Annotated in this window: 26 protein-coding genes; 19 read left to right on the forward strand and 7 right to left on the reverse strand. The window is 75.0% G+C overall.

Annotated elements, in window-relative coordinates:
- Nucleotides 1–16 precede the first annotated feature (16 nt).
- Genes BM158_RS20470 through BM158_RS20495 form a run of 6 tightly spaced genes read left to right on the forward strand, consistent with a single transcriptional unit; the run spans nucleotide 17 to nucleotide 4430 of the window.
- The gene (locus tag BM158_RS20470) at nucleotides 17–463 is read left to right on the forward strand and encodes a nitroreductase family deazaflavin-dependent oxidoreductase (protein WP_091563999.1); all 447 of its coding nucleotides are present in this window, start codon (nucleotides 17–19) and stop codon (nucleotides 461–463) included.
- On the forward strand, nucleotides 367–1311 hold the full coding sequence (locus BM158_RS20475) for an SDR family NAD(P)-dependent oxidoreductase (protein ID WP_229827899.1): 945 nt from the start codon (nucleotides 367–369) through the stop codon (nucleotides 1309–1311). Before BM158_RS20470 ends, BM158_RS20475 begins: the two co-directional genes overlap by 97 nt.
- Nucleotides 1308–2249: a non-homologous end-joining DNA ligase gene (gene ligD, locus BM158_RS20480; RefSeq protein WP_091564005.1), complete on the forward strand. Its 942-nt coding sequence runs from the start codon at nucleotides 1308–1310 to the stop codon at nucleotides 2247–2249. The genes BM158_RS20475 and ligD overlap by 4 nt, the downstream gene beginning before the upstream one ends.
- Complete coding sequence (locus tag BM158_RS20485) at nucleotides 2249–2998, forward strand: LamB/YcsF family protein (protein WP_091564007.1); 750 nt, start codon at nucleotides 2249–2251, stop codon at nucleotides 2996–2998. Before ligD ends, BM158_RS20485 begins: the two co-directional genes overlap by 1 nt.
- Nucleotides 2995–3603, forward strand: coding sequence for a 5-oxoprolinase subunit B family protein (locus BM158_RS20490; RefSeq protein ID WP_091564009.1), 609 nt, complete (start codon nucleotides 2995–2997; stop codon nucleotides 3601–3603). The genes BM158_RS20485 and BM158_RS20490 overlap by 4 nt, the downstream gene beginning before the upstream one ends.
- Nucleotides 3600–4430 (forward strand): 5-oxoprolinase subunit C family protein, encoded by an 831-nt coding sequence (locus tag BM158_RS20495; RefSeq protein WP_091564012.1) that lies wholly within the window; start codon nucleotides 3600–3602, stop codon nucleotides 4428–4430. Before BM158_RS20490 ends, BM158_RS20495 begins: the two co-directional genes overlap by 4 nt.
- Before the next feature lie 55 nt (nucleotides 4431–4485).
- Here BM158_RS20495 and BM158_RS20500 read toward each other — a convergent pair whose 3' ends face one another.
- The gene (locus BM158_RS20500) at nucleotides 4486–6591 is read right to left on the reverse strand and encodes a catalase (protein ID WP_091564015.1); all 2106 of its coding nucleotides are present in this window, start codon (nucleotides 6589–6591) and stop codon (nucleotides 4486–4488) included.
- A gap of 60 nt (nucleotides 6592–6651) precedes the next feature.
- Nucleotides 6652–8175, reverse strand: a complete 1524-nt coding sequence (locus tag BM158_RS20505; protein WP_131802096.1) for an FUSC family protein — start codon at nucleotides 8173–8175, stop codon at nucleotides 6652–6654.
- Between the two features lie 141 nt (nucleotides 8176–8316).
- Here BM158_RS20505 and BM158_RS20510 point away from each other — a divergent pair, with 141 nt between their 5' ends.
- The 5 genes from BM158_RS20510 (at nucleotide 8317) to BM158_RS20525 (ending at nucleotide 13331) form a co-directional block, all read left to right on the forward strand.
- Entirely contained in the window at nucleotides 8317–8901 is a 585-nt protein-coding gene (locus tag BM158_RS20510) for a class I SAM-dependent methyltransferase (protein WP_091564020.1), read from the forward strand.
- Between the two features lie 186 nt (nucleotides 8902–9087).
- Entirely contained in the window at nucleotides 9088–10227 is a 1140-nt protein-coding gene (sfnG, locus tag BM158_RS20515) for a dimethylsulfone monooxygenase SfnG (RefSeq protein ID WP_091564022.1), read from the forward strand.
- Nucleotides 10228–10247: 20 nt separating this feature from the next.
- On the forward strand, nucleotides 10248–10373 hold the full coding sequence (locus BM158_RS22790) for a hypothetical protein (RefSeq protein ID WP_268247949.1): 126 nt from the start codon (nucleotides 10248–10250) through the stop codon (nucleotides 10371–10373).
- Between the two features lie 31 nt (nucleotides 10374–10404).
- The gene (locus tag BM158_RS20520; RefSeq protein ID WP_091564024.1) at nucleotides 10405–12024 is read left to right on the forward strand and encodes an ABC-F family ATP-binding cassette domain-containing protein; all 1620 of its coding nucleotides are present in this window, start codon (nucleotides 10405–10407) and stop codon (nucleotides 12022–12024) included.
- Entirely contained in the window at nucleotides 12021–13331 is a 1311-nt protein-coding gene (locus BM158_RS20525) for a D-arabinono-1,4-lactone oxidase (RefSeq protein WP_091564027.1), read from the forward strand. Before BM158_RS20520 ends, BM158_RS20525 begins: the two co-directional genes overlap by 4 nt.
- On the opposite strand, the gene BM158_RS20530 is transcribed toward BM158_RS20525, so the two are convergent.
- Nucleotides 13289–15148 (reverse strand): bifunctional sugar phosphate isomerase/epimerase/4-hydroxyphenylpyruvate dioxygenase family protein, encoded by a 1860-nt coding sequence (locus BM158_RS20530; protein ID WP_207506845.1) that lies wholly within the window; start codon nucleotides 15146–15148, stop codon nucleotides 13289–13291. The two genes, BM158_RS20525 and BM158_RS20530, sit on opposite strands and share 43 nt — an antisense overlap.
- Nucleotides 15141–16025, reverse strand: a complete 885-nt coding sequence (locus tag BM158_RS20535) for a shikimate dehydrogenase (RefSeq protein ID WP_091564029.1) — start codon at nucleotides 16023–16025, stop codon at nucleotides 15141–15143. Before BM158_RS20535 ends, BM158_RS20530 begins: the two co-directional genes overlap by 8 nt.
- 93 nt (nucleotides 16026–16118) lie before the next feature.
- On the opposite strand from BM158_RS20535, the gene BM158_RS20540 reads away from it, so the two are divergent.
- The 3 genes from BM158_RS20540 (at nucleotide 16119) to BM158_RS20550 (ending at nucleotide 19030) form a co-directional block, all read left to right on the forward strand.
- Nucleotides 16119–16775 (forward strand): TetR/AcrR family transcriptional regulator, encoded by a 657-nt coding sequence (locus BM158_RS20540; protein ID WP_091564031.1) that lies wholly within the window; start codon nucleotides 16119–16121, stop codon nucleotides 16773–16775.
- 94 nt (nucleotides 16776–16869) lie between these two features.
- Nucleotides 16870–18216, forward strand: a complete 1347-nt coding sequence (locus BM158_RS20545) for an MFS transporter (RefSeq protein WP_091564033.1) — start codon at nucleotides 16870–16872, stop codon at nucleotides 18214–18216.
- A gap of 4 nt (nucleotides 18217–18220) precedes the next feature.
- Nucleotides 18221–19030 (forward strand): N-acyl homoserine lactonase family protein, encoded by an 810-nt coding sequence (locus tag BM158_RS20550; protein WP_091564035.1) that lies wholly within the window; start codon nucleotides 18221–18223, stop codon nucleotides 19028–19030.
- A gap of 6 nt (nucleotides 19031–19036) precedes the next feature.
- Here BM158_RS20550 and BM158_RS20555 read toward each other — a convergent pair whose 3' ends face one another.
- Nucleotides 19037–19906, reverse strand: a complete 870-nt coding sequence (locus tag BM158_RS20555; RefSeq protein ID WP_091564037.1) for an oxidoreductase — start codon at nucleotides 19904–19906, stop codon at nucleotides 19037–19039.
- A 27-nt stretch (nucleotides 19907–19933) separates the two neighbouring features.
- Nucleotides 19934–21151 carry an MFS transporter gene (locus BM158_RS20560; RefSeq protein ID WP_091564039.1) on the reverse strand — a complete coding sequence of 406 codons (1218 nt, stop codon included), beginning with the start codon at nucleotides 21149–21151 and terminating at the stop codon, nucleotides 19934–19936.
- 479 nt (nucleotides 21152–21630) lie between these two features.
- Between BM158_RS20560 and BM158_RS20565 the strand changes: the two genes are divergently transcribed.
- The 5 genes from BM158_RS20565 to BM158_RS20585 all read left to right on the forward strand — a co-directional run bounded on the left by BM158_RS20565 (nucleotide 21631) and on the right by BM158_RS20585 (nucleotide 26036).
- Nucleotides 21631–22707: a M23 family metallopeptidase gene (locus tag BM158_RS20565; protein ID WP_229827861.1), complete on the forward strand. Its 1077-nt coding sequence runs from the start codon at nucleotides 21631–21633 to the stop codon at nucleotides 22705–22707.
- Nucleotides 22708–22774: 67 nt separating this feature from the next.
- Nucleotides 22775–23704 (forward strand): cation diffusion facilitator family transporter, encoded by a 930-nt coding sequence (locus BM158_RS20570; protein ID WP_091564042.1) that lies wholly within the window; start codon nucleotides 22775–22777, stop codon nucleotides 23702–23704.
- Between the two features lie 16 nt (nucleotides 23705–23720).
- Nucleotides 23721–24677, forward strand: coding sequence for a cytochrome c oxidase assembly protein (locus BM158_RS20575; RefSeq protein ID WP_229827860.1), 957 nt, complete (start codon nucleotides 23721–23723; stop codon nucleotides 24675–24677).
- A 7-nt stretch (nucleotides 24678–24684) separates the two neighbouring features.
- Nucleotides 24685–25194 (forward strand): metallophosphoesterase family protein, encoded by a 510-nt coding sequence (locus BM158_RS20580; protein ID WP_091564044.1) that lies wholly within the window; start codon nucleotides 24685–24687, stop codon nucleotides 25192–25194.
- The gene (locus BM158_RS20585) at nucleotides 25191–26036 is read left to right on the forward strand and encodes a putative RNA methyltransferase (protein ID WP_091564046.1); all 846 of its coding nucleotides are present in this window, start codon (nucleotides 25191–25193) and stop codon (nucleotides 26034–26036) included. Before BM158_RS20580 ends, BM158_RS20585 begins: the two co-directional genes overlap by 4 nt.
- An 82-nt stretch (nucleotides 26037–26118) precedes the next feature.
- Here BM158_RS20585 and BM158_RS20590 read toward each other — a convergent pair whose 3' ends face one another.
- On the reverse strand, nucleotides 26119–26361 hold the full coding sequence (locus BM158_RS20590) for a GlsB/YeaQ/YmgE family stress response membrane protein (protein WP_229827859.1): 243 nt from the start codon (nucleotides 26359–26361) through the stop codon (nucleotides 26119–26121).
- Nucleotides 26362–26745 lie beyond the last annotated feature (384 nt).

The raw sequence follows: 26745 nt of genomic DNA on the forward strand, positions 1-26745 counted from the left end.
GTCCTAGGGTCGGGGCATGCCACTGGAAGGCGAGTACGAGCCCAGCCCGGAGAAGTGGGTCCGCGACCAGGTCGAGGCCTACGAGCGCAGCGGCGGACGCGAGGCCAACACCCTCCCGAACCGCCCCGAACCGGTCGTCATCTTCACCACGCGCGGCGCGAAGAGCGGCAAGGTCCGCAAGAACCCGCTGATGAAGGTCGAGCACGACGGCGTCTACGCCATGGTCGCCAGCCAGGGCGGCGCGCCCAAGCACCCGACCTGGTACTTCAACCTCAAGGCGCACCCCGACGAGGTCACCGTGCAGGACGGCCCCGAGCCGTGGGACGGCGTCGCCCGGGAGATCCACGGCGAGGAGAAGGCCGTGTGGTGGGAGCGTGCGGTCGCCGCCTTCCCCGACTACGCCGACTACCAGGAGAAGACCGACCGGGAGATCCCGGTCGTGCTCGTGGAGCCGAAGGCCTGAGCGCGCCCCGCACCGCCGTCGTCACCGGTGCCTCCGACGGCATCGGGGCGGCGGCCGCGCGCCGGTTGCACCGCGACGGCTGGCAGGTGGTCGTGGTGGGCCGGTCCCCGGAGAAGACCGCTGCGGTCGCCGACGAGCTGCAGGCCCAGGGCCACCCCGACGACCACCGCGAGGTGGAGCGGCACACCGTCGACTTCGCCCGGCTGGACGACGTCCGGGCACTGGCGGCGACCCTGGCGGGGCGCCACGCGCGCATCGACGTGCTGGCCAACAACGCCGGTGCGTCCTTCCCGCGGCGGACGACCACGGCCGACGGGTTCGAGACCACCTTCCAGGTCGACCACCTGGCCGGGTACCTGCTCACCCGGCTGCTGGAGCAACCGCTGCGCGCCGCCCGCGGTCGGGTGGTGACGACGTCGTCGTTCATGCACCGGCTCGGCCCGCTGCCGCGCACGGTCACCGCCGACCCGCCCCGGCCCTACTCCGGGATGCTCGCCTACTCGCGGGCCAAGACGATGAACGCGCTGTTCACCCGCGAGCTGGCCCGCCGCTGGGCGCCCGACGTCACCGCCACCTGCTACACCCCGGGCGCGGTGGCGACGTCCTTTGGCGCGCGGTCGGGCGGGTTGTCGGGGCTGGCCTGGAAGCTCGGGCTGTCCCGCACCTTCCGCACCCCCGCGCAGGGCGCGGACACCCTCGTGTGGCTGGCCACCGCGGACGAGGGCTGGCGCAACGGCGGCTTCCACGCCGACCGGGGCACCGCGCCCGCCATGCCCTGGGCCACCGACGACCGCCGCGCGCGGGACCTGTGGCAGCTGTCGGCGGATGCGGTAGGACTGCCCGCGTGAGCGACGCCATCGAGGTCGAGGTCGACGGGCTCGACGTCCGGCTGTCCAGCCCCGACCGGGTCTACTTCCCGGCCCACGGCTGGACCAAGAAGGACCTGCTCGACTACTACCTCGCCGTCGGGCCCGGCATCGTCAACGCCCTCCGTGAGCGGCCGTGCATGCTGCACCGGTTCCCCAAGGGCGTCGAGGGCGACAAGGTGCACCAGAAGCGCATCCCGGCCGGGGCGCCGCCGTGGATCGAGACGGTGCGGCTGCACTTCCCGCGCTGGAACCGCACCGCCGACGAGCTGTGCGTGACCCACCTGGCGCACGTGGCCTGGGCGGTGCAGATGTCGACCGTGGAGTTCCACCCGTGGAACAGCCGCCGCGCCGACACCGAGGTGCCCGACGAGTGGCGCATCGACCTCGACCCGATGCCCGACGCCGACTACGTCGCCGTCCGCCGGGTCGCCCACGTGGTGCACGAGGTGCTCGACGAGCTGGGCGCGGTGGGCTTCCCGAAGACCAGCGGTGGCAAGGGCCTGCACGTCTACGTCCGGATCAGGCCCGAGCACGGGTTCGCCGACGTCCGGCGGGGCGCGCTGGCGTTCGCCCGCGAGGTGGAGCGGCGCAGCGCCGACGTGACGACGACGTGGTGGCGCAAGGACCGCGACCCGACCGCGATCTTCCTGGACTACAACCAGAACGCCCGCGACCACACCATCGCCGCGGCCTACTCCGTGCGCGGCAACGCCGACGCCACGGTGTCCACGCCGATCCGCTGGGACGAGGTCGACGACGCCCACCCCCGCGACTTCACCATCGCCACCGTGCCCGCCCGGTTCGCGGAGCTCGGCGACCTGCACGCCGACATCGACCGCGAGGTGTTCGACTTCGCACCCCTGCTGGAGTGGGCCGACCGGGACGGCACGGAGGTCCCGCCCGAGGCCGACGACTGATGGACCTCAACGCCGACCTCGGCGAGGGCTTCGGCGCCTGGACCCTCGGCGACGACGACGCCCTGCTCGAGGTCGTCACCAGCGCGAACGTCGCGTGCGGGTTCCACGCCGGCGACCCCCGCACCATGCGGCGCGTGTGCGAGCGGGCCGTGGAGCACGGGGTGGCGATCGGGGCGCAGGTCTCCTACCGCGACCTGCCCGGCTTCGGCCGCCGGTTCATCGACGTCGACCCCGACGAGCTCACCCAGGACGTCGTCGCCCAGCTCGGCGCCCTCTCGGCGTTCGCCCGGGTGGCCGGTGACCGGGTGCGCTACCTCAAGCCGCACGGCGCGCTCTACAACGCGGTCGTGACGCACGAGGAGCAGGCCGCCGCGGTGGTCGCCGCCGTCCTCGACGTCGACCGCACCCTCCCGGTGCTGGGGCTCCCCGGGTCGGCGTTCCTGCGGCTGGCGCGCGAGGCCGGGCTGACCGCCGTCCACGAGGCGTTCGCCGACCGCGCCTACACCCCGGACGGCGCCCTGGTGCCCCGGCGCCTGCCCGGCGCGGTGCTGCACGACGCCGACGTGGTCGCCGCCCGCTGCGTCGCCATGGCGACCGGCCGCCCGGTGCACGACGTGGACGGCGGTGAGCTGCGGCTGGCCCCGGCGTCGATCTGCGTGCACGGCGACACCCCGGGCGCGGTCGGCATCGCCCGCCGGGTGCGCGCCGAGCTGACCGCGGCGGGGGTCGAGCTCGCCCCCTTCGCATGAGGCTGCTGCCCAGCGGGGACGCCGGGGTGCTCGTCGAGCTCGCCGACCTCGACGAGGTGCTGGCGCTGCACGCCGCGCTCGCCGACCCGCCCGCCGGCGTGCTCGACGTCGTCCCGGCCGCCCGCACCGTGCTGGTCGTCCTCGACCCCGGCCGCACGACGACGGCCGCCGTGGCGTCGTGGGTGCGGGCCGCCCGGCCGGTCGCCGGTGCGCGGCCGCGGGGCCCGGAGGTCGAGGTGCCGGTGCACTACGACGGCGCGGACCTGGCCGACGTCGCCGCCGCACTGGGGTGCTCCCCGGCGCAGGTGGTCGCCCGGCACACCGGCACCGTCTGGACCGTCGCCTTCGGCGGGTTCGCCCCCGGGTTCGGCTACGCGGTGCCCGACGGAGGCGGGTGGGACGTGCCGCGGCGGTCGACCCCGCGCACCCGGGTGCCGGCCGGTGCGGTGGCGGTGGCGGGCGGCTTCGGCGCGGTCTACCCGCAGGCCTCGCCCGGCGGCTGGCAGCTGCTCGGCCGCACCGACCTGGCGGTGTTCGACGTCGCCCGCGACCCCGCGGCCCTGCTCCGCCCCGGCGTGCGCATCCGGTTCACGGAGGCACGGTGAGCCTCGAGGTGCTGTCCCCGGGCCCGCTGACCACCGTGCAGGACCTCGGCCGGCCCGGCCTGGCCGCCGAGGGCGTCGGCCGGTCCGGTGCGGCGGACCGGGCGTCGGCCGCGCTGGCCAACCGGCTGCTGGGCAACGACCCGTCGGCGGCGCTGCTGGAGGTCACCGCCGGCGGGCTGGCCGTGCGGGCCGGCACCGGGGTGTGGGTGGCGCTGACCGGCGCCCGCTGCCCGGGCGCCCCGTGGGCCGCCCCGACCTGGCTGGCGGCGGGGCAGCAGCTGCGGCTCGGCCCGCCGGCGCGGGGGCTGCGCAGCTACCTGGCGGTGCGCGGCGGGGTCGCCGTCCCGCCGGTGCTGGGCTCGCGGTCCACCGACCTGCTCTCCGGGCTCGGTCCGCCGCCGGTCGCGGCCGGCGACGTCCTCCCGGTCGGGACGGCGGCCGGGCCGTGGCCGGGCGCCGACGTGGCCCCGGTGGCCGAGCCGGTGGGGGAGCTGGTCGTCGCGCTGCGCCCGGGACCGCGCGCGGACTGGTTCACCGACGAGGCGCACCACGTCCTCAGCGGCACCGCGTGGGAGGTGACGGGGGAGAGCAACCGGGTCGGCCTGCGGCTGGCCGGGCCGTCGCTGGAGCGGGTCCGGGACGGCGAGCTGCCCAGCGAGGGCCTGGTGCGCGGCGCGGTGCAGGTGCCGCCGTCCGGGCAGCCGGTGCTGTTCCTCGCCGACCACCCGGTCACCGGCGGCTACCCGGTGATCGGCTACGTGGCCGACGCCGACGTCGACCGCTGCGCCCAGCTCGCCCCCGGCGACACCCTCCGCCTCCGGGGTTGATGTCCCGTGCGGCCGTCCCGCGCCCACCGCCCCGGGGGACGGCGGGCGCGGTGGGTCACACCGCCGGGGGGACGGCGGAGGCGGTGACCAGCTCGGCCCGCTCCCAGACCCGGTGCTGGCCCATCGCGGCGACGAGGTCACTGACCACGTCGTCCACGGACGCCCCGGTGAACACGCCCGGGCCGGACACCCCGGCCGAGGTCAGCACATCGGCGCCCGAGCCCCAGGCCGCGAAGGGCTTGAGCTGGCGCAGCGCCTCCTGCAGCAGGACGACGGCCTTGATGTCCCCGTCGTCCGGTGCCCCGTCGGCCACGACGACCGCGTCGAACTCGACGGACCGGGCGGTCAGGTTGGTCCGCTCGACCACCTGCTGGTCCTCGCCCGACCCCAGCACGCCGCCGCGGGGGGCCAACACCTTGAGCTGGGCGCCCTCGGCGTCCAGGGCCCGGCGCAGGGCGGCGATCCCGGTCAGGTCGGCGTCCGGTCCGGCGACGACGGCGACCTGCCGGCCGTCCAGCGGGAACGACTCCCCCCGCACCTGGGCCAGCGCCGGTGATGCCGGCAGGTGCTCGACCGGCGTGCCCTCGGGTGCGGGCAGGCCCAGACCGCCGGCGACGAGGCTCGCGAGCTCGGTGTCGACGGTGGCCAGGACGACGAGCACGCGCTCCTTGATGGCCTGCTCGTACACCTTGCCGAGCTCGAAGGTGTAGGCCTCGACGGTGTGGGTCTTCTCCACGTCGGACAGCGAGGCCCAGAACATGGCCGGCTGGCTGAAGTGGTCGTCGAAGGAGGACGCCACCTCCCGCACCACCTCGCCCTCGACCTTCCGCGGCACGACGACGTAGCCGCCCTCGTCCCACCCGGCCGGCTGCGGCGAGCCGTCGTCGACGGTGTTGGGGGAGTAGGGCGCCTGCCCGGTCGGCACGCCCTGCTGCATGAACCCGTCGCGGTGGTCGTCGTTGACCGGGGCGTGCGGGCGGTTGATCGGCAGCTGGGTCCAGTTCGGCCCGCCGAGGCGGGTGAGCTGGGTGTCCTGGTAGGAGAAGTTGCGGCCCTGCAGCAGCGGGTCGTTCGTGAACTCGATGCCCGGCACCACGTGACCGGTGTTGAACGCGACCTGCTCGGTCTCGCTGAAGTAGTTGGTGGGGTTCGCGTTCAGCACGAGCGTGCCGATCGTCTGCACCGGCACCATCTCCTCCGGCACGATCTTGGTGGGGTCCAGCAGGTCGATGCCCTCGAACATCTGGTCCTCGGTGTCCGGGAAGACCTGCACGCCCAGCTCCCACTCCGGGAACGCGCCCGCCTCGATGGCGTCGGCGAGGTCGCGACGGTGGAAGTCGGGGTCGGTGCCCATGGCCAGCTGCGCCTCCTCCCAGGTCAGGGAGTGCACACCCAGCTTCGGGGTCCACTTGAACTGCACCAGCACCGTCTCGCGCGCCTGGTTGACCATCCGGAAGGAGTGGACGCCGAAGCCCTCCATCATCCGGTAGCTGCGCGGGATGCCCCGGTCGCTCATGTTCCACAGCACGTGGTGGGTGGCCTCGGTGTGCAGGGAGACGAAGTCCCAGAACGAGTCGTGCGCCGACTGCGCCTGCGGGATCTCCCGGTCCGGGCTCGGCTTGGCCGCGTGGATGAGGTCGGGGAACTTGATGGCCTCCTGGACGAAGAAGACCGGCATGTTGTTGCCGACCAGGTCCCAGGTGCCCTCCTTCGTGTAGAACTTCGTCGCGAACCCGCGGGTGTCGCGGGCGGTGTCGGCCGAGCCGCGGGACCCCAGCACGGTGGAGAACCGCACGAAGACCGGCGTCTGCAGGCCCTCCTCGGCCAGCACGGGCGCGCGGGTGATGCTGGCCGCCGACCCGTTGGCGGTGAAGACGCCGTGCGCGCCGGCGCCGCGGGCGTGCACCGCGCGCTCGGGGATGCGCTCGTGGTCGAAGTGGCTGACCTTCTCCCGCAGGTGGAAGTCCTCCAGCAGGGTCGGCCCGCGACGCCCGGCCTTCAGCGCGTGGTCGGTGTCGGGGATGCGCACGCCGTTGGGCGAGGTGACGGTGTCGCCGGCCTGGGCGCGCGGGTCGCGGTCGCCGTCGGCGGCCTCGAACGGGACGCCGGTCGGGCTGACCTGGGCCGGGGCGGACTGGTCGGGCTTGCGTGCCGGAGGCATGGGGCTCCCTGGGCTCGGGGCGGGCAGTGGGTGCTGGCGCCGTTCCCTGGACGCGAGACGTCAGGCCCCATGCCCTCCGTCGACGGGGGCCGAAACCGTTCCGTCTGCGCGGGCGCGCTCGCCCAGCTCGGCGGCCAGGTCGGTCTCCCCGCGGGTCCGGGCGGCGAGCAGGCCCCAGCCGACGTCGGCGGTCCAGCGGGCCCGGTGCAGCCACGCCGCCGTGCCCGGTGCCGGGCGCAACTCGGCCCGCGCCGCCGTCCCGACCTCGTCCAGGCCCTCCAGGGCCGTGCGGAGCGCGCCCTCGTCACCGGTGCCCGTCACGAGGGCGGCGGTCGCCCGCTCGGCGGCGGTCACCGCGGCGGGCAGCCGGCGGGTGGCCGCGCGGGGGAGCAGCAGCAGGCCGGCGGCCAGCGCCAGCGCGATGCCCACGACGGTCTCGGTGAGCCGGGTGCCGATCAGCTCCACCCCGCTGCGGTCGGGCACGCCGACGTGCACCAGCATCAGCGACAGCGGCGTGATGAACGCGACCGCCAGCACGTACTGCGCGGCCACCAGCAGCTCGACCCCGACCAGCAGCAGGCCGACGACCACCACCTCGACGCCGACCGGCAGGTCCGCGGCCAGCAGCAGCCCGGCGACGCCGACCCCGAGCAGGGTGCCGGTCACCCGGTGCACCGCGCGGGTGCGGGCCGCCCGCGCGCCGGTGCCCATCAGCACCGCCACCGCCGTGGTGGACGCCCAGTAGGTGCTGGCCAGACCGAGGCCGGCGGCCAGCAGGCCCGCCCCGGTGACCCCGGCCCAGGTGCGCACCGCGGTCGGCACCCAGGCGGGCACCGCGCGCACCGCGGCCGTGCGGGGGGCGGACGGCGGGACCGGGGGGACGTCGGCGGGGGACAGCCCGTGCAGGAACGCGGCCTCGAGCTCGCGCACCCGGGGCCGCAGGGACGGTCGCCGGCGGCTGCCCGCGGCGACCGCCGCGTCGGCGACGCGCAGTGCCCGCGCGACCGCCTCGGGCGGCGCCGCCCCGGCCACCGCCGCCCCGGCCGCGGCCACCGCCCGGCGCTCGGGCCCCGCCGGGTCCCGGACCCAGGGCGCCATCACCACGAGCCAGGCGAGCGCGGCCCCGCCCGCCGCGGCCGCCACGTGGCCGGCCAGCGCCGACGGGGCGGCACCGAGCGCGCTGGCGCTGCCCCCGACCAGGACCACCCCCAACGCCCCGGGAGGGCCGACGCGCAGCACCGCGGTCGCCGCGGTGGCCGCGCCGGCCAGCAGCCCCAGCACCACCGACAGCAGCACCGGTGACCCGCCGGCCAGGCCGCACACCGCGACGGCCAGCACCAGCACCGCCCCGCACCCGGCGACGACCGGGGCCCGCCGACGGTGGGACAGCTGGTGCCCGTACACCGCGGTCAGCCCGCCCAGCGCCGCGGCCGAGCCCAGGTCGGCGTGCCCGGCGGCCACCCCGGCGCCCAGGGGCACCGCGACGCACAGCGCGGCCGACACCGCGCGCCGCCCGGCCGCGGCCCACAGCGCCCGGACGGCGGGCGGTCGGTGGCCGAGCAGGTGGTGGACGGCGAGGGGCACACCGCCATGGTCGGCGCCGCCGGGCACCCGGCCGAGCCGCGGCACCCGGTGGGCGGAAGACGCGACCGGCCTCACGGTCCACCCGATCGGGGACGACGCACGCACACCCGCTGCACATCTGCGGCGACTACGTTGCCCGCCGTGCACGCCACCGACTGGGACGCCCGCTACGCCGAGAAGCAGCAGTGGTCGGCCGAGCCGAACCCGGTGGTCGCCGAGCTCTGCGCCGACCTCGCGCCGGGCACCGCGGTCGACCTCGCGGCCGGGGAGGGCCGGCACGCGCTGTGGCTGGCCGCCCGCGGCTGGCGGGTGACCGCCGTCGACTTCTCCGCGGTCGGCCTGGACCGCGGCCGGGCGACCTGGCACGGGCCCGACGTCCTGTGGTCGGTCGCCGACGTCACCACGTGGACGGCGGCGGAGGCGTCGCTGGACCTGGTGCTGGTCGCCTACCTGCACCTGCCGGAGGCGGAGACCGCCGGCCTGCTCACCCGGGCCGTGGGCTGGCTGCGCCCCGGCGGGCGCCTGCTGGTGCTCGGCCACGACGTGGACAACGTGGCGCACGGCGTCGGCGGGCCGCAGGACACCGCGATCCTGCACTCGGTGGACCGGCTGGCCCCCGTCGCGGCGCTGCTGGAGGTCGACCGGCTCGAGCAGCTGCCCCGCGAGACCCCCGCCGGCACGGCGCTGGACACCCTGCTCTGGGGGCGGCGACCGGTCTCGAGGTGAAGTCCACCGGGGAGGTGTGGTTCGCTCGTGTGGTGCACAACCCGGAGCTGACCCGACGCCGCGTCGTCGACTTCGCCCTGGTCTGCACCTCCCGCTGTCACGGCTGACCCGCGCCCGCAGCCCTTCCCGCCGGCGATCCCGGCGGTCCTCCCTGCACGCCCGTCACCCCTCGAGGACACCCATCCCATGAGCACCCCCACCACCGACCAGCCCGCCGCGACGAAGTTCGCCTACTGGGTCCCCAACGTCAGCGGCGGCCTGGTCACCTCCACCATCGAGCAGCGCACCGACTGGGGCTACGACTACAACAAGAAGCTCGCGCAGACCGCCGAGGCCGTCGGCTTCGAGTACGCCCTCTCCCAGGTGCGGTACATGGCCAGCTACGGCGCGGAGTTCCAGCACGAGTCGACGTCGTTCTCCCTCGGCCTGCTGCTGGCCACCGAGCGGCTCAAGGTCATCGCCGCCGTCCACCCCGGCCTGTGGCAGCCCGGCGTGCTGGCCAAGCTCGGCGCCACCGCCGACCACATGAGCAACGGCCGGTTCGCCGTCAACGTCGTCTCGGGCTGGTTCAAGGGCGAGTTCACCGCCATGGGCGAGCCGTGGCTGGAGCACGACGAGCGCTACCGGCGGGCCGAGGAGTTCATCTCCGCGCTGCGCGGCATCTGGACCGAGGAGGGCTACACCCTCGGCGGCGACTTCTACCGGTTCCGCGACTTCGACCTCAAGCCCAAGCCGCTGGCGTCGGCGGGCCGGCCGCACCCGGAGATCTTCCAGGGCGGCAACTCCACCGCCGCCCGCGCGATGGCCGGCCGGGTCAGCGACTGGTACTTCTCCAACGGCAAGGACCTGGCCGGCATCGACGAGCAGATCCGCGACGTCCGCGCGGTCGCCGACCCGCTGGGCCGCCGGGTGCGGTTCGGGCTCAACGGCTTCGTCATCGCCCGCGACACCGAGGCCGAGGCCCGCGAGACGCTGCGCGAGATCGTCGCCAAGGCGAACAAGCCCGCCGTCGAGGGCTTCCGCGACGCGGTGCAGCAGGCCGGCAGCTCCACCGGCGACAAGCGGGGCATGTGGGCGGACTCCACCTTCGAGGACCTGGTCCAGTACAACGACGGCTTCCGCACCAACCTGATCGGCACGCCCGAGCAGATCGCCGAGCGCATCGTGGAGTTCCGCAGGCACGGCGTGGACCTCATCCTGTGCGGCTTCCTGCACTTCCAGGAGGAGGTGGAGCACTTCGGGGCGAAGGTGCTGCCGCTGGTCCGGGAGATGGAGGCCGCGGCCGGGATCGCCCCGTCGCCGTTCCAGCCCGCCGTCCCGGCCTGATCCCGGGTACGGTCCCGCCCATGCTCGGCATGGGCGGGACCAACGGGGAGCAGGGACGGCGACGGCAGCGGCTCGTCGCCGGGATCATCGTGCTGGCGATGGTGCTGGCCGCCGGCGCGGTGCTGTTCTCGATGCTCCTGGGCTGACCCGGGACCGCCGTCCGGGACACTGGTCGCCGTGGGCTACGTCGACGTCTCCGGGATCCGGTTCACCCTCCCCGACGGGCGGGTGCTGCTCGACGACGTGTCCTTCCGCGTCGGGGACGGCGCGGTCGCCGCGCTGGTGGGCGAGAACGGTGCCGGCAAGACCACCCTGCTGCGGATCATCACCGGCGACCTGACCCCCGACGCCGGCTCGGTCGCGGTGGTCGGCGGCCTGGGCGTGATGCGCCAGTTCATCGGTTCGGTCCGCGACGCCACCACCGTGCAGCAGTTCCTCGTCGACCTGGCCCCGCCCGCCGTGCGGGAGGCCTGGCACGCCGTCGAGGCCGCCGAGCTGGTGATGATGGAGCGCGACGACGAGCCCGCGCAGATGGCCTACGCGAACGCCCTCGCGCACTGGGGCGACGTCGGCGGCTACGACGTCGAGGTCACCTGGGACACCGTCACCGTCGCCGCCCTCGGCGTCCCCTACGAGCGGTGCAAGTACCGGGAGCTGCAGACGCTGTCCGGCGGTGAGCAGAAGCGGCTGGCGCTGGAGTGCCTGCTGCGCGGTCCCGACCAGGTGCTGCTGCTCGACGAGCCGGACAACTACCTCGACGTCCCCGGCAAGCGCTGGCTGGAGGCCCGGCTGGCCGAGACCCGCAAGACCGTGCTGTTCGTCAGCCACGACCGCGAGCTGCTGGCCACCGTGGCCACCCGGGTGGTCACCGTCGAGGGCGGGACGGCGTGGGTGCACGGCGGGCGCTGGGCCGACTACCCGGCCGCCCGCGAGGCCCGGCACGAGCGGATGGCCGAGCTGCGGCTGCGCTGGGAGGAGGAGCACCAGCGCCTGGTCGACCTCACCCGCACCATGCAGCAGCAGGCCGCCAACTCCCCGGACATGGCCAACCGGTACCACGCGATGCAGACCCGGCTGGCCAAGTTCGAGGCCGCCGGCCCGCCGCCCGAGCGCCCGCCGCAGCAGGAGGTCTCCATGCGGCTGCGGGGCGGGCGCACCGGCGTGCGGGTGCTGGTCGCCGCCGACCTGGAGCTGACCGGGCTGATGAAGCCCTTCGACGTGGAGCTGGACTACGGCGACCGGGTCGCCGTCCTGGGGTCGAACGGGGCCGGCAAGTCGCACTTCCTGCGGCTGCTGGCCGGGCAGGACGTCGACCACACCGGCACCTGGAAGCTGGGCGCCCGCGTCGTCCCGGGGTTCTTCGCCCAGACCCACGCCCACCCCGAGTGGATGGACCGCACGCTCACCGACCTGCTGTGGCACGGCGAGCCGGGCCGGCCGGGCATCGACCGCGGCAAGGCCATGGCGGTGCTGCGGCGCTACGGGCTGGCCGCGGCGGGGGACTCGCTGTTCCGGTCGCTGTCGGGCGGGCAGCAGGCCCGGTTCCAGGTGCTGCTGCTGGAGCTGTCGGGCTCGACGCTGCTGCTGCTCGACGAGCCCACCGACAACCTCGACGTGCTCAGCGCCGAGTCCCTGGAGCAGGCGCTGGCCGCCTTCGACGGCACCGTCGTCGCGGTCACCCACGACCGCTGGTTCGCCCGCTCCTTCGACCGCTTCCTGGTCTTCGGCTCCGACGGCCGGGTCCGCGAGTCGCCCGAGCCGGTCTTCGACGAGGCCCGCGTGGAGCGTGCCCGGTGAGGTGGCACAACTGGGCCGGCAACCAGCGGGCCGACGGCATCGAGGTCCGCCACCCGCGCGGCACCGGCGAGATCGCCACCGTGCTGCACGAGGCCACGGTCGCCGGCCGCCGGGTGCGCCCGATCGGCAGCGGCCACTCCTTCTCCGGCATCGGCCGGCCCGAGCAGGTGCAGCTGGTGCTCGACCGGCACGCCGACCTGGTCGACATCACCCCCGACGGCCTGGTCACCGTGCAGGCCGGGATGACCCTGCGCCGGCTCAACGCCGTCCTCGCCCGGGAGGGCTGGGCGCTGACCAACCTGGGCGACATCGACCGGCAGACCGTCGCCGGCGCGCTGTCCACCGGCACCCACGGCACCGGCGCCGCGTTCGGCGGGCTGGCCACCCAGGTGCGCGCGCTGCAGCTGGTCACCGCCGACGGCACCGTGCTGGACTGCTCGGCCGACGAGCAACCCGACGTGCTCTCCGTCGCCCGGCTGGGCCTGGGCGCCCTCGGTGTGCTCAGCACGGTCACCCTGCAGGCGGTGCCCGCCTTCGCGCTGGGGATGGTCGAGGAGCCGCTGCCGCTGGCGGCGGTGCTCGCCGACCTCGACGGGTTCATGACCTCCACCGACCACGTCGAGTTCCACTGGTTCCCGCACACCGGCACCTGCCTGACCAAGCGCAACACCCGGGTCCCGGTGTCCGAGGGGCTGGCCCCGCTGCCGCGCCGGCAGTCGCTGTGGGAGGACGAGCTGCTCTCCAACGGCGCCTACGCCGGGCTGATCGCCGCCGGCCGCGCGGTGCCCGCGCTGGTGCCGCCGCTGGCCCGCTTCGCCTCGACCGCGCTCAGCCCCCGCACGGCGACCGACCTCTCCCACCGCGTGTTCGTCTCCACCCGCCGGTTCCGGTTCCGGGAGAGCGAGTACGCCGTCCCGCGGGACGCCGTCCCCGACCTGCTGCGTGAGCTCGCCCGGCTGACCGACGTGCGCGGCTGGCGGCTGCCGATCCCCACCGAGGTGCGGTACGCCGCGGCCGACGACGTCCCGCTGTCCACCGCGCAGGGCCGGGACACGGCCTACGTCGCGGTGCACCTGCCCGCCCGCAGCGACCCCACGGACTACTTCGCGACCTTCGAGCGGCTCGCCGGCGAGGTCGGCGGCCGGCCGCACTGGGGCAAGGAGCACGGCCTGGACGCAGCCGTCCTCGCGGAGCGGTACCCGCGGTTCGGCGAGTTCACCGCCGTGCGCGACCGGCTGGACCCGTCCGGCACGCTGGCCAACGCCTACCTCGACCGCGTGCTGGGGGCGCCGGCCCCGGTGGCCTGACGAGCGCGACGGTGCGCGGCCATCCGCACCGGGGTGTTCACCGCGCCGTACCCGTCGTAGCCGTGCAGGCGCTGCACGAACTCGAAGAAGACCCGGCCGGCCTGCACCTCGGTGACCAGGTGCAGGTAGGCGCCGTGCGCGTCGGTGTCGTGCAGCAGGCCGTGCTCGCGCAGGTCGGCCAGCAGCTGCGGGTCCAGGTCGACCCGGGACGCCAGGTCGTCGTGGTAGTTCCCCGGGACGGCGAGCAGCGGCGCCCCGGCCGCCCGCAGCGCGCGGGCGGTGGCGACGAGGTCGTCGGTGGCGAACGCGACGTGCTGCGGGTCCGGGACCGCCGGGCTCCAGTCGCCGCGGCGCAGCACCGACGCCGACAGCACGAGCCGGACGGCGCGGTCGGGGGTGGTCACCCCGCGGGAGCGGACCAGGCCGAACGGGGCGGCCACCTCGCTGCCGCCGCCGTCGGCCAGGCCCAGCACCGAGCGGTAGAACAGCCCGGCCTCGTCGTAGGAGTCGTAGGGCTGGGTCAGCGAGACGTGGTCGGTGCCGGTGAGGCCGGCGCCCTCGGCCGTGCCGCCGGTGGGCAGGAAGTCGGCCGGCCAGCCGTCGGGCCCGGTGCGGGCGAGGAACACCTGGGTGCCGTCGGGCGCGGCCACCGCGGACAGCTCGGCCTCCGCGGCGCCGCGGGAGCGGGGGAGGACCGGGGCCAGCAGCGCCTCGGCCCGGGCGGCCGAGGCCGTGGGGTCGGCGGACTCGACGGCCACCGCGGCGACGGCGGCCTCGCCCTCGCCGGTGCGGGGGGCCCCGGCGTTGAGCAGCACCCGCGCGGCGCCCTGCTCCCACAGCTGGACGGGCTTGGAGCGGTGCTGCCCGGTGTGCGCGAACCCGAGCCGGCCCAGCACGTCGGCCAGCACCGGGCCCGAGGTGCCGTCGACGGCGAGCTCGGTGAAGGCGTACCCGCGCAGCGCCGGGGCGGGCGGCAGCACCAGCGGGTCGGCCGGCAGCGCGGCCTCCAGGGCCAGCAGCGAGCGCATGGCGTCGACCGCCGTCCGGGCCGGGTCGGACTGCCGGAAGACGTCGTTGAACACCTCCAGCGACAGCGGGCCGGCGTACCCGGCGGCCAGCACGTGCCCGAGGAAGGCGGGCAGGTCGAAGGCGCCCTGGCCCGGGAAGAGGCGGTGGTGGCGGGACCACTGCAGCACGTCCATGTCCAGCCGCGGGGCGTCGGCCAGCTGCAGGAAGAACAGCTTGTCCCCGGGGACGGCGGCGAACCCGGCCGGGTCGCCGCCGCGGGAGAGCACGTGGAAGGAGTCCAGGCACAGGCCCAGCGCCGGGTGGTCGGCGGCCTCGACCACCCGCCAGGAGTGGTCCCAGGTGGAGACGTGGGAGCCCCAGGCCAGCGCCTCGTAGGCGATCCGCATGCCGCGCTCGGCGGCGAGGTCGGCCGCGGCGGTTAGCTGGGCGGTCAGCTCGTCGTCGTCGCGGACCGCGTCGGGGGCGACGGCCGAGCAGACCAGCACGGTGTCCACGCCGAGGGCGGCCATGACGTCGAACTTGGCCCGGGCGCGGCGCAGGTTGCGCGCCGCGGTGGCCGGGTCGGTGGAGTCCAGGTCGCGGAAGGGCTGGTAGAGGTCCGGCGACAGGCCGAGGTCGGCGCAGCGGGCGGCGAGCTCGGCCGGCGCCCAGGGCGAGGCCACCAGGTCGGGCTCGAACACCTCGACGCCGTCGAACCCGGCGGCGGCCGCGGCGGCCAGCTTGTCCTCCAGCGTGCCGGACAGGCACACCGTGGCCACCGAGCGGCGTCGGGTGCTGCGGTCAGCCAACGGGGGTGCCCGCCGGGTCGACCAGCGTCGCGAAGTGGGCCAGCATCCGGTCGGCGTCGGGCTCGACGCCGGTGAACAGCCGGAAGGAGTCCACCGCCTGGAACACCGCCATGCCGCCGCCGTCGAGCACCCGGCAGCCGCGCTCGCGGGCGGTGCGCACCAGCTCGGTCTCCAGCGGGCGGTAGACGATGTCGGCCACCCACAGCCCCGGCCGCAGCAGGTCGGCGGGGACGGCGGAGCCCGGGTGGGCGGCCATGCCGGTGGGTGTGGCGTGCACCAGCCCGTCGGCGCCGGCCAGCGCGCCGGGCAGGCCGGCGAGGTCGCCGCCGTCCGCCCGGTCCGCGCCGAACCGGCCGACCAGCTGCGCGGCCAGCGCCTCGGCGCGCTCCCGGTCGACGTCCAGCACGGTCAGCCGGCCGGTGCCCAGGGTGAGCAGGGCGTGCGCCACCGCGGCCCCGGCCCCGCCGGCGCCCAGCAGCACTACGCGGTCCACCACGACGTCGGGCAGGCCCCGGTCGACGTTGCGCGCGAAGCCCGACCAGTCGGTGTTGTGGCCGACCGCGCGGCCGTCGGTGAACACCACGGTGTTGACCGCGCCCAGCGCCTCGGCGTCGGGGGAGAGCTCGTCGAGGTGCTCGATGACCAGCTGCTTGCAGGGGTGGGTGATGTTCAGCCCGTCGTAGCCGGCGGTCCGCGCGGCCCGGACCAGCTCGCCTACGTCCTCGGGGGCGCGGCCGAGCACGTCGATGTCCAGCCGGCGGTAGACGTAGCGCAGGCCCAGGGCGTCGGCCTCGTGCTCGTGCAGCGGGGGGCTCAGCGACGGGCCGATGCCCGAGCCGATCAGCCCGACGACGACGCCGGGTCGGGACTGCTGCACGCGGGCCTCCGTATGTACCAGTTGGTGAGTTGCTGAGACCCAGGACACCACACCGCACGCCCCGGCGCCATTCCCCCGCCCTACGCTGCGCAGGTGACCGTGACCCCCGAACGCACCCGGGACGCCGACCGCACACGGGCCGAGATCCTGGCCGTGGCCACCGAGGAGTTCGCGCACTCGGGCTACGCCGGCGCCCGGGTCGACGTCATCGCGGCCAAGACCAGCACCACCAAGCGGATGATCTACTACTACTTCGGCGGCAAGGAGCAGCTCTACGTCGCCGTCCTCGAGGCCGCCTACCTGCGCATCCGCAGCCTGGAGACCCAGCTCGACGTCGAGTACCTCGACCCGGTCGAGGCGGTGCGCGAGGTCGCCGGGCTCACCTTCGACCACCACGAGGCGCACCCGGACTTCGTGCGGCTGGTCAGCATCGAGAACATCCACCACGGCGAGCACATCGCCCGCTCGTCGGTGCTGTCGGGCCTGGCGAACCCGGCCCTCGACGTCCTCGGCGGCATCCTCGAGCGCGGCCGGGCCGCGGGCCGGTTCCGCGACGACGTCGACGCCCTGGACGTGCACCAGGTGATCAGCGGCTTCTGCATCTTCCGCACGGCGAACCGGCACACCTTCGGCGCCCTCTTCGGCCGCGACATGCTCGACCCGGCCCGCCGCGACCACCAGCGCGCGCTCATCGGTGACCTGGTCGTCGCGTGGCTCTCGTCGCCGGGGGCCGAACCGCTGGGCGTGTGACCCACGTCTTGACAGGGTGATGCGGGCCACCTCATCCTCTGCGGCGTACTAACCAGCTAGTACATAAGCCGCCGCACTCATCGAGGAGCACGACGTGACGACGCCGACCAGTCCGCCCACGGGGGGCACGGGCTTCGTGGCCAACCCGCGCAAGGCCGCCACCGCCGCCTTCGTCGGCAGCGCCCTGGAGTACTACGACTTCTTCATCTACGGCACGGCCGCAGCCCTGGTCTTCGGCCAGGTCTTCTTCCCCTCCGACAACCCGGCCGCGGGGACCCTGCTGGCGCTGGCCACCTTCGGCGTCGGCTACCTCGCCCGCCCGGTCGGCGCCCTGGTGCTCGGCCACATGGGCGACAAGTTCGGCCGCAAGAACGTGCTGGTGCTGACCGTCCTGCTCATGGGCGTCTCGACCTTCCTCGTCGGCTGCCTGCCCTCCTACGACGCCATCGGCGTCGCCGCACCGATCGCGCTGGTCGTGCTGCGGCTGGCGCAGGGCTTCTCCGCCGGCGGCGAGCAGGCCGGGGCGAACTCGATGAGCCTGGAGCACGCACCCGACGACCGGCGGGCCTTCTTCACCAGCTTCACCCTCAGCGGCACCCAGGGCGGCCAGATCCTGGCGACCGCGATCTTCATCCCGATCGCGGTGCTGCCCGACGAGCAGCTGCTGACGTGGGGCTGGCGCATCCCGTTCTTCCTGTCCGCGATCGTCGTCCTCGTCGCGTTCCTCATCCGGCGCAACCTCGAGGAGACCCCGGTCTTCGAGCAGGAGAAGGCCAGCGCCGAGGTGGCCAAGATGCCCCTGGCCGTGCTCCTGCGGGACCACTGGCCCGCCGTGCTGCGGGTCGTCCTCGCCGCCGTCATCGCCTCGGTCAGCACCATCTTCACCGTGTACGCGCTGAACTACGCGGTGAACACCGTGGGGCTGGAGCGCACGCCGATGCTGTGGGTCGGGGTGCTGGCCAACGTCATCGCGCTGTTCGCCATCCCGCTGTGGGGCCGGCTGGCCGACCGGGTGGGCCGCAAGCCGGTCTTCCTGTTCGGCAGCGCCGGCTGCGCACTGCTGATGTTCGGCTACCTCTGGTCGATCTCGCAGGGCGACTACCTGCTGATCTTCGCCTTCGGTCTGGTCATGTTCGGCATCGTGCACAGCGCGACCAGCGGCACGTGGCCGGCCTTCTACGGCGAGATGTTCCCCGCTCGCGTCCGCCTGTCGGGCATGGCGCTGGGCACCCAGATCGGGTTCGCGATCGCCGGGTTCGCCCCGACCATCGGCGGCGCCGTCGCCGGGGACGGGGTCGACGCGTGGTTCCTGGTCGCGGCGGTCACCGCGGTGTTCTGCCTGGTCAACGTCGTGGCCGTCGCGACGGCCCGGGAGACGCACCGGGTGCCCACCGCCCAGCTCGGTGAGCCGGGCGCACGCCGGCAGACCGCCGGGGTCTGACCGCGTGTCCCTCGTCGACGAGCTGCGCCCGGACGGCGCGGGCCTGTGGCGGGTGCTGGCCGTGCGCTACGCGACCCGCCAGGGCACGCGCGGCCAGCACTTCCTGGGGCACGACGAGCGGTCGGCCGAGCCGCACCCCACCGCCTACTACGTCTGGCTGGCGGTGTCCGGCTCGTCCACCGTGCTCGTCGACGCGGGCATCTCGGCCGACCACGCCGCCACGGTGACCGGGCTGGACCACCGCGGCTCGCCCGTGCAGCTGCTCGGCGAGGTCGGCGTCGCCCCCGAGGACGTCGACCTCGTCGTCCTCACCCACCTGCACTACGACCACACCGGCACGGTCGCCGAGCTGCCCCGGGCCCGGTACGTCGTGCAGCAGGAGGAGTGGGCGTACTGGACCGGCCCGTGGGCCCGCCGGATCACCCGCGAGCACTGGCTGAACAGCGCCGCCGACATGGCCCACCTGGCCGCCGTCGGGGAGCGGCTGGAGCTGGTGGACGGCGACCGGGAGCTGGCGCCGGGCCTGTCGGTGCACCGGGTCGGCGGGCACACGGCGGGCATGCAGGTGGTGCGTGCCGTGACGCCGGCCGGCGCCGTCGTGCTGGCCTCCGACAGCAGCCACTTCTACGAGAACGTCGAGACCGACCGCCCCGGCACGCTCCTGCACTCGATGCCCGGGGTGTACGGGGCCTTCGACCGCGTGCAGGAACTGGCCGACCCGGGTCTCGTCGTGCCCGGCCACGACCCGGAGGTGCTGCAGCGCCACCCGGCGGCCGCGCCGTCGCTGGCCGGCCGGGTGGCGCTCATCGGCTGAGCGGGGTCACGGACCGCCGATGGCGGCCAGCTCGTCGAGCTCGTCGGGGCCCAGCACCCGCGCGGCGGCCTCGAGGTTCTCCTCCAGGTGCGCCACCGACGACGTGCCGGGGATGAGCAGCACGTTGGGGGAGCGGGCCAGCAACCAGGCCAGCGCCACCTGCATCGGGGTGGTCCCCAGCCGGGACGCCACCGACTCCAGCGCTCGCGACTGCAGCGGCGTGAACCCGCCCAGCGGGAAGAAGGGCACGTAGGCGATGCCCTCGCGGGCCAGCGCGTCGACCATCGCGTCGTCGTCGCGGTGCACCAGGTTGTAGTGGTTCTGCACGCACACCACCGGGGCGATCGAGCGGGCCTCGGCCAGCATCGACGTGGTCACGTTGCTGACCCCGATGTGCTGCACCAGGCCCTCGGCCTGCAGCGCGGCGAGGGTCTCCATCGGCTCGGCCACCGAGCGCTCGACCGGCTCGGCGAAGCCCGGCATGCGCAGGTTGACCACGTGCAGGGAGTCCAGGCCCAGGTGGTCGAGGTTGTCGTGCACCGCCTGGCGCAGCTCGTCGGCACCCAGCGCCTCGGGCCACTCGCCCTCCGGGGTGCGGCGGGCGCCGATCTTGGTCACCAGGGTGAGCTGCTCGGGGTAGGGGTGCAGCGCCTCGCGGATGACCTCGTTGGTCACGTGCGGCCCGTAGTAGTCGCTGGTGTCGATGTGGTCGACGCCCAGCTCCACCGCCCGCCGCAGCACGGCGACCGCGGCGTCCCGGTCGGCCGGCGGACCCATCACGTGCGGACCGGCCAGCTGCATGGCGCCGTAGCCCATCCGCTGCACGGTGCGGTCGCCGAGCCGGTACTGCCCGGCGTGGTCTGCCCTCGTCGTCATGCCCCCCGGTCTACCCCCGGAGGGCGCTCAGCGCGCGGTGACGCAGGCGGTCTCGCGCTCCCACGCCTCGACGTCGGCGACGACCGGGTCGGGGGAGGCCGCGTCGGCCCGCTCGGTGCGGACGGCGACCGCGCACAGCGCCGCCCCGACCAGCGCCAGCACCCCGCCCACCCAGATCGGCGCGGTGTAGCCCTGCCCGGCGGTGAGCACCGCGGCGCCCAGCGCGGCACCCAGGGCGTTGGCCACGTTGAAGGCGCCCTGGTTGGCCGCCGACACCATCGACCCGCCGCGCACCCGGGCCGCCTCGATCACCTTGTTCTGCACCACCGGCCCGGCGGCGAAGGACACCGCCCCGAACAGCACCAGCAGGACGACGGCGGCCACGGGCGTGCGGGCGGTCAGCGCGAAGGCGCCCAGCAGCAGCGCGCTCAGCACCAGGCTGCCCAGCACGGCGCGCAGCCCGAACCGGTCGCCGAAGCGGCCACCGGCCAGCATGCCGACGGTCGTGCCGATGCCGAACAGGGCCAGCACGGGGGTCACCCAGGCCTCGGGCAGGCCGCCGAGCTCGGTGAGGATGGGGGAGACGTAGGAGTAGACGGCGAACAGCGCGGCGAAGCCGACCATCGTCACGCCGAGCACCATCCAGACCTGCCGGCGGCGGAAGGCCCGCAGCTCGCTGCGCAGGTCGGTCGCCTCGTTGGCCAGTGCCGGCATCCAGGCCAGCAGGCCGGCGACGGTGACCAGCCCGATCGCCGCGCAGGCTGCGGGCACCAGCCGCCAGCTGGCCTGCTGGGCGACGAAGGTGCCCAGCGGGACGCCGACGACGTTGGCCACGGTGAGCCCGGCGAACATCAGCGAGATGGCCTGGGTGGCCTTTTCCCTGGGCACCAGTCGACGGGCGGCCACCGCCCCGACGCCGAAGAAGGAGCCGTGCGCGAGCGCGGTGATCACCCGGGCGACGACGAGCGTGCCGTAGCTGGGGGCCAGCGCGGAGAGCAGGTTGCCGACGACGAAGACGGCCATCAGCGCGACGAGCGTCTGCTTCGGGGTGAAGCGGACGCCCAGGGCGGTGAGGGTGGGGGCGCCGATGACCACGCCCACCGCGTAGGCGCTGATCAGCAGGCCGACGGCGGAGACCGACACGTCCAGGCCGTCGGCGATCTGGGGCAGCATGCCCATGACGACGAACTCCGTCGTGCCGATGCCGAAGGCACCGATGGACAGGGCGAGCAGGGCGCGGGGCACAGCAGTCCTCACAGGGCGCGGGGTGGGCAGGACGTCTCCTGGGGCCACGGGTCCCCAGAGGCAAGGCCGGATCGCGTCCCGGCCATCCACGATCCCCGATGACACCGGTCACGTCGTCACCGACTCGGTCGCGGAGCCGCCCGCGAGCGGCTGAACCGGACGGTGACGGAACCCGATGAACACGCCGCATCGCGAGCCCTGTCGGTGCGTCGGGGTTTCGTCACGGCTCGTGATGTTCGTTGCCATCGCTCGGCACTGTGCACGCACGACGTCACGGAGGGTCGCGGATTGGCAGATGTAGTGGTGACCTACCTCACGAAACCGCAGTGATCCCGGTCCCGATCTGGTCACGGCCAGGTCACGGCATGTTTAAGTGGGTCCCGCCCTCCTCCCGAGACCCACTGACGAAAGCCAGGTGCATGAACCCGCAACACCCGGAAGACCTCCTGGCCACGGGCGGGGATCGGCAGGTCGGCACGGTGGTGTCGGACGATGTCCGCAACCCCTCCACCGGCGAGTGGAACGCCATCATCGGCGTCTGGTCCGACGAGTTCGCGTCCGACCCCGTCGTCGTGCGGGGCCCGGCCACCGAGGCCGCCCTCCGCGCCGTCGCCGCCCACGGTCTGGTCGACCACGTCACCGGCGACGCCGACGACACCCGGCCCGTCCCGCACGCGCAGGCCGCCGACGGCGACGTCGTGCTGGCCGACGAGCCGCGCGAGGACGTCGAGGTGTCCGCCGCCGAGATCATCGCCGCCATCGCCGAGGGCCGCGTGCCCCGCGGGCGGCACCGCCAGGTCAAGCCCACCCGCACCCGGTCGCTCGCCGGCCCGGCGCGGATGCGCAAGCCCACCCTCTACCTCGCCGCCGCGCTGGCCGGCGCGACCGGCGTCGGGCTGCTGACCACCGGTGGCCCCGAGGCCCAGGCCGACCCCGCGGTCACCGCGGCGCAGGCCTCGGCCGCGCAGGCAACCAGCGTCGCCGACGCGCTGGGTCTGCAGACCCCCGACCCGGCCGTCGTGGAGAGCGACGCGGTGTCCCAGCTGCAGCAGATGGCCGCCAGCCGCGCGCAGCGCGAGGACGCCCAGGCCGCCGCGCAGGAGACCCAGGCCGCCGCCGACCAGGCCGCGATCGCCGCCGCCGAGGAGGCCGCCCGCCCGCAGGCCGTCCTCCCGGTCGACGGTGCCCGCCTCTCGAGCACCTTCGGCTACCGCTGGGGCACCCTGCACGCCGGCATCGACCTCGCCGCCCCGATGGGCACGCCGGAGTACGCCGCCATGGACGGCGTGGTCATCAAGGCCGGTGCGGCCAGCGGCTTCGGCCTGGCGGTCTACATCCAGCACGAGAACGGCGACGTGACCGTCTACGGCCACATGGAGGAGATCCTCGTCTCCGAGGGCCAGGCCGTGCAGGCCGGCGACACCATCGCGCTGCTGGGCAACCGCGGCCAGTCCACCGGCCCCCACCTGCACTTCGAGGTGCACGTCGGCGGCATCGACGGCGAGAAGGTCGACCCGATCCCCTACATGGCCGAGCGGGGCGTCGTCATCGGCTGACGCCCTCCGGCGGCCCGGTGGGGCACACTCCTTGCATGCACGACGACGCATGCGAGGTGACGGGCTGATGGGCCACGACCACGCGCACGCCCACGTCCCGCCCGGCGGCACCGCCTCGGCCGGGTACCGCCGGCGGCTGGGGCTGGTCCTCGGCATCACCGCCACCGTGCTCGTCGTGCAGGCGGTGGGCGCCGTGCTGTCCGGGTCGCTGGCCCTGCTGGCCGACGCCGCGCACATGGCCACCGACACCCTGGGCATCGCGCTGGCCCTGGGCGCGGTCACCCTCGCCCAGCGCCCGGCGTCGGGCCGGCGCACCTTCGGCTGGCAGCGCGTCGAGGTGCTCGCCGCGGTCGGCAACGGGCTGCTGCTGGTCGGCGTGGGCGCCTACGTGGTCGTCGAGGCGGTCCGCCGGGTCGGTGACCCGCCCGAGATCCGCTCCGGGCTGATGCTGTCGGTCGCGGTCCTCGGCCTGGTGGCCAACCTGGTCTCGCTGGCCCTGCTGCGCCGCGGCCAGGGCGAGTCGCTGAACATGCGCGGGGCCTACCTCGAGGTGCTCGGCGACGCGCTGGGCTCGGTCGCGGTCATCGTCGCCGCGGTGGTCATCGCGACCACCGGCTGGACCGGCGCCGACGTCGTCGCCTCGTTCGTGGTGGGCGCGCTGGTGCTGCCGCGCGCCTGGTCGTTGCTGCGCGACGCCCTGGACGTGCTGCTGGAGGCCGCACCCCGCGGCGTCGACCTGGCCGATGTCCGCGCGCACATCCTCGGGGTGGACGGCGTCCTGGCGGTGCACGACCTGCACGCCTGGACCATCACCTCGGGGCTGCCCGTCCTGTCGGCGCACGTGGTGGTGGCCGAGGACGCGCTCGCCGACGGCCACGGCGGCCGGGTGCTCGACGCCCTGTGCGCCTGCCTGGGCGGCCACTTCGACGTCGAGCACTGCACGTTCCAGCTCGAGTCGGCCTCGCACCGGGCGCACGAGGCACCGGTCCACGACTGAGGTGCACCATGGGGGAGTGCACGACCACTCCGACATGTGGATGCCCACCGACCCGCCGACGTGGGCGCGGCTGTTCACCCCGCACCTCGACGGCTGGTCCTGGGTCGCCTACCTGACCGTCGCCGCCCTCGTCGCCTACCTGGTCGGCCTGGCCCGGCTGCGCCGCGCGGGGGTGCGCTGGCCGTGGTGGCGGACGCTGTCCTTCGTCACCGGCGCGGTGTCGCTGTTCGCGGTCACCGGCACCGAGCTGCACGGCTACTCGATGGTGCTGTTCAGCGTGCACATGGCCCAGCACATGGTGCTGTCGATGGTGTCGCCGCTGCTGCTGCTGCTCGGCTCCCCGGTGACCATGGCGCTGCGGACCCTCCCGCGGGGCAGGGGCACCGCCGGCGTCCCGCGTGCGCTGCTCCTGGAGGCGCTGCACAGCCGGTTCGCCCGGTTCGTCTCCCACCCCGGCTTCACGATCCCGCTGTTCATCGTCAGCCTCTACGGCGTCTACTTCACCCCGGTCTTCGACGACCTCATGGCCGACCCGCTGGGCCACCAGTTCATGCTGGCGCACTTCCTGGTCACCGGGCTGCTGTTCTTCGGCCCGATCCTGGGCGCCGACCCGTGGCCGCGCACCGTCGGGCACGCCGGCCGGATGCTCGAGCTGCTCCTGCCCATGCCGTTCCACGCCTTCTTCGGCGTCGCGATCATGATGGCCGGCAGCCTGGTCGTGGAGACCTTCGCCAACCCGCCGGCGAGCTGGGGCGTGGACCCGCTGGCCGACCAGAACACCGCCGGCGCCATCGCCTGGTCCTTCGGCGAGCTGCCCACGGTGCTGGTGCTGGCCGTCGTGTTCTTCCAGTGGGCCGGCTCCGAGCAGCGCCGCAACTGCACCCGCGAGCGCACCATCGACCGGGTCGGGGACGCCGAGCTCGACGCCTACAACGCCCGGCTGCGGGCGATGGCCGCCGGCCGCGGGGCCTGACCGCCCGGTGGCGCTCGCGCTGACCCTGATCGCCGACACCCACCTGCCTCGGCGGGCGAAGGACCTGCCGCCCGAGGTGTGGGCCGCGGTGGAGGCCGCCGACGTCGTGCTGCACGCCGGCGACTGGGTGGACGTCGCCCTGCTCGACGAGCTGGAGCGGCGCGCCCGGCGGCTGGTCGGGGTGGTCGGCAACAACGACCACGGCGCCCTGCGCGAGCGGCTGCCCGAGGTCGCCCGGGTCGACCTGGACGGCGTCGCCACCGCCGTGGTGCACGAGACCGGTGCCGCGACCGGCCGGGAGGCCCGGTGCGCGGCGGCCTACCCGGACGCCGACCTGCTGGTCTTCGGGCACAGCCACATCCCGTGGGACTCCGTCGCCCCCGGCGGGCTGCGGCTGCTCAACCCGGGCTCGCCGACCGACCGGCGGCGCCAGCCGCACTGCACCTACCTCACCGCGGTCGCCGACGCCGGTCGGCTGCGCGACGTGGTGCTGCACCGGCTGCCGCCCCGCCGGTGAGGCCACCCCTCCCGCCGGCCGCCGTCGCCCTGCTGGCCTGCCCGGTCTGCGGCGGCGGGCTCACCGCCGACGACGCCGGCGTGCGCTGCCCGGCCGGGCACGCCTTCGACCGCGCCCGGCAGGGCCACCTGACCCTGCTGCCCCCCGGTGGCAGCCCGCACGCCGGCGACTCCGCGGCGATGGTCGCCGACCGGGTCGACCTCCTGGCCGCCGGCCACTACGCCGGCGTGACCGCGGCGCTGGCCGGCGCCGTCCTGGCGGACGGGGAGCCGGGCAGCGTGCTGGACCTGGGCGGCGGCACCGGGGCGCACCTGGCCGGGGTGCTGGACGCCGCGCCCGGCGCGGTGGGGGTCTGCCTGGACGTCTCCCGGTACGCCGCGCGGCGCGCGGCCCGCGCGCACCCGCGTGCCATCGCGGTCGTCGCCGACACCTGGGCCGGCCTCCCGGTGCGCGACGGCGCCGTCGACCGGGTGCTGGTCGTCTTCGCGCCCCGCAACGGTGCCGAGACCGCCCGGGTCCTCGCGCCCGCCGGGCGCCTGGTGGTGGTGACCCCGGCGGCCGACCACCTGGCCGAGCTGGTCGGCCCGCTCGGCCTGCTGTCGGTCGACCCGGCCAAGGCCGAGCGGTTGGCCGGCTCGCTGGGCCCGCACCTCGAGCGGGTCGCCGTGCGCACCCACCGGGAGCGGCTCGTGCTCGACCGGGGCGCGGTGCGGGTGCTGGTGGGGATGGGGCCGCACGCCCGGCACCTGACGGGCGAGGAGCTCGAGGTGCGGCTGGCGGCGCTCCCGGACCCGGTGACGGTGACGGTCGCGGTCGACGTCACCACGCACCGGCGGGCCTGAGCGCAGACGCGGACGGGGGCCCGGCCTGTGGGACCGGGCCCCCGTCGGAGGTCCTGCGGAGCGCGGCGTGCCGCGCTCGGGGTCAGCGCCGGACGCTCTTGCGGCCGCTGACCGCCACGTAGATGCCGAGCACGATGATCGCGCCCACGATCGAGCCGATCCAGCCGGCGGTGCCGAGCTCGAAGCCGTTGCCGCTGATGAGGGAGCCGAGCAGGTTGCCGACCAGCGAGCCGATGATGCCGAGCACGATCGTGGCGACCACGGACATGTTCTGCTTGCCGGGGATGACGGCGCGGGCGATGAAGCCGGCGACGGCGCCGATCACGAGAAGGACGATGATGTTCCAGAGCACGGGGACCTCCCATAGGTGACGGCGGATGCCGTCGGCGCCGGTCTCTCCAACGCGGCTGATCATGTGTCCCGTCAGCGGGCTCCCCAAACAGGACGACGGTCACGACCTGGTCTCGGAACCGGCGTGGTCATCCGCGGGGGTGACGCGTCCGTGCAGGTCAGGACGGTGATCGCGGGGGAGGGGCACGGGTCCGGAGAACACCGGTGCAGATCCGTCCCCGGACTGCCCGACCGCAGCCGTGCACACCGTCTAAGCTCCGCTGCGTGACGATCGCTCCTGCCCCGATCGTGAGCCGTCCTTCTCCGGTTCACGTGGCCGAGAAGGGTTCGCGGCTGTCGATGCTGCTGCGGACCACCG

Source organism: Klenkia taihuensis (assembly GCF_900112525.1).
Lineage (GTDB): Bacteria > Actinomycetota > Actinomycetes > Mycobacteriales > Geodermatophilaceae > Klenkia > Klenkia taihuensis.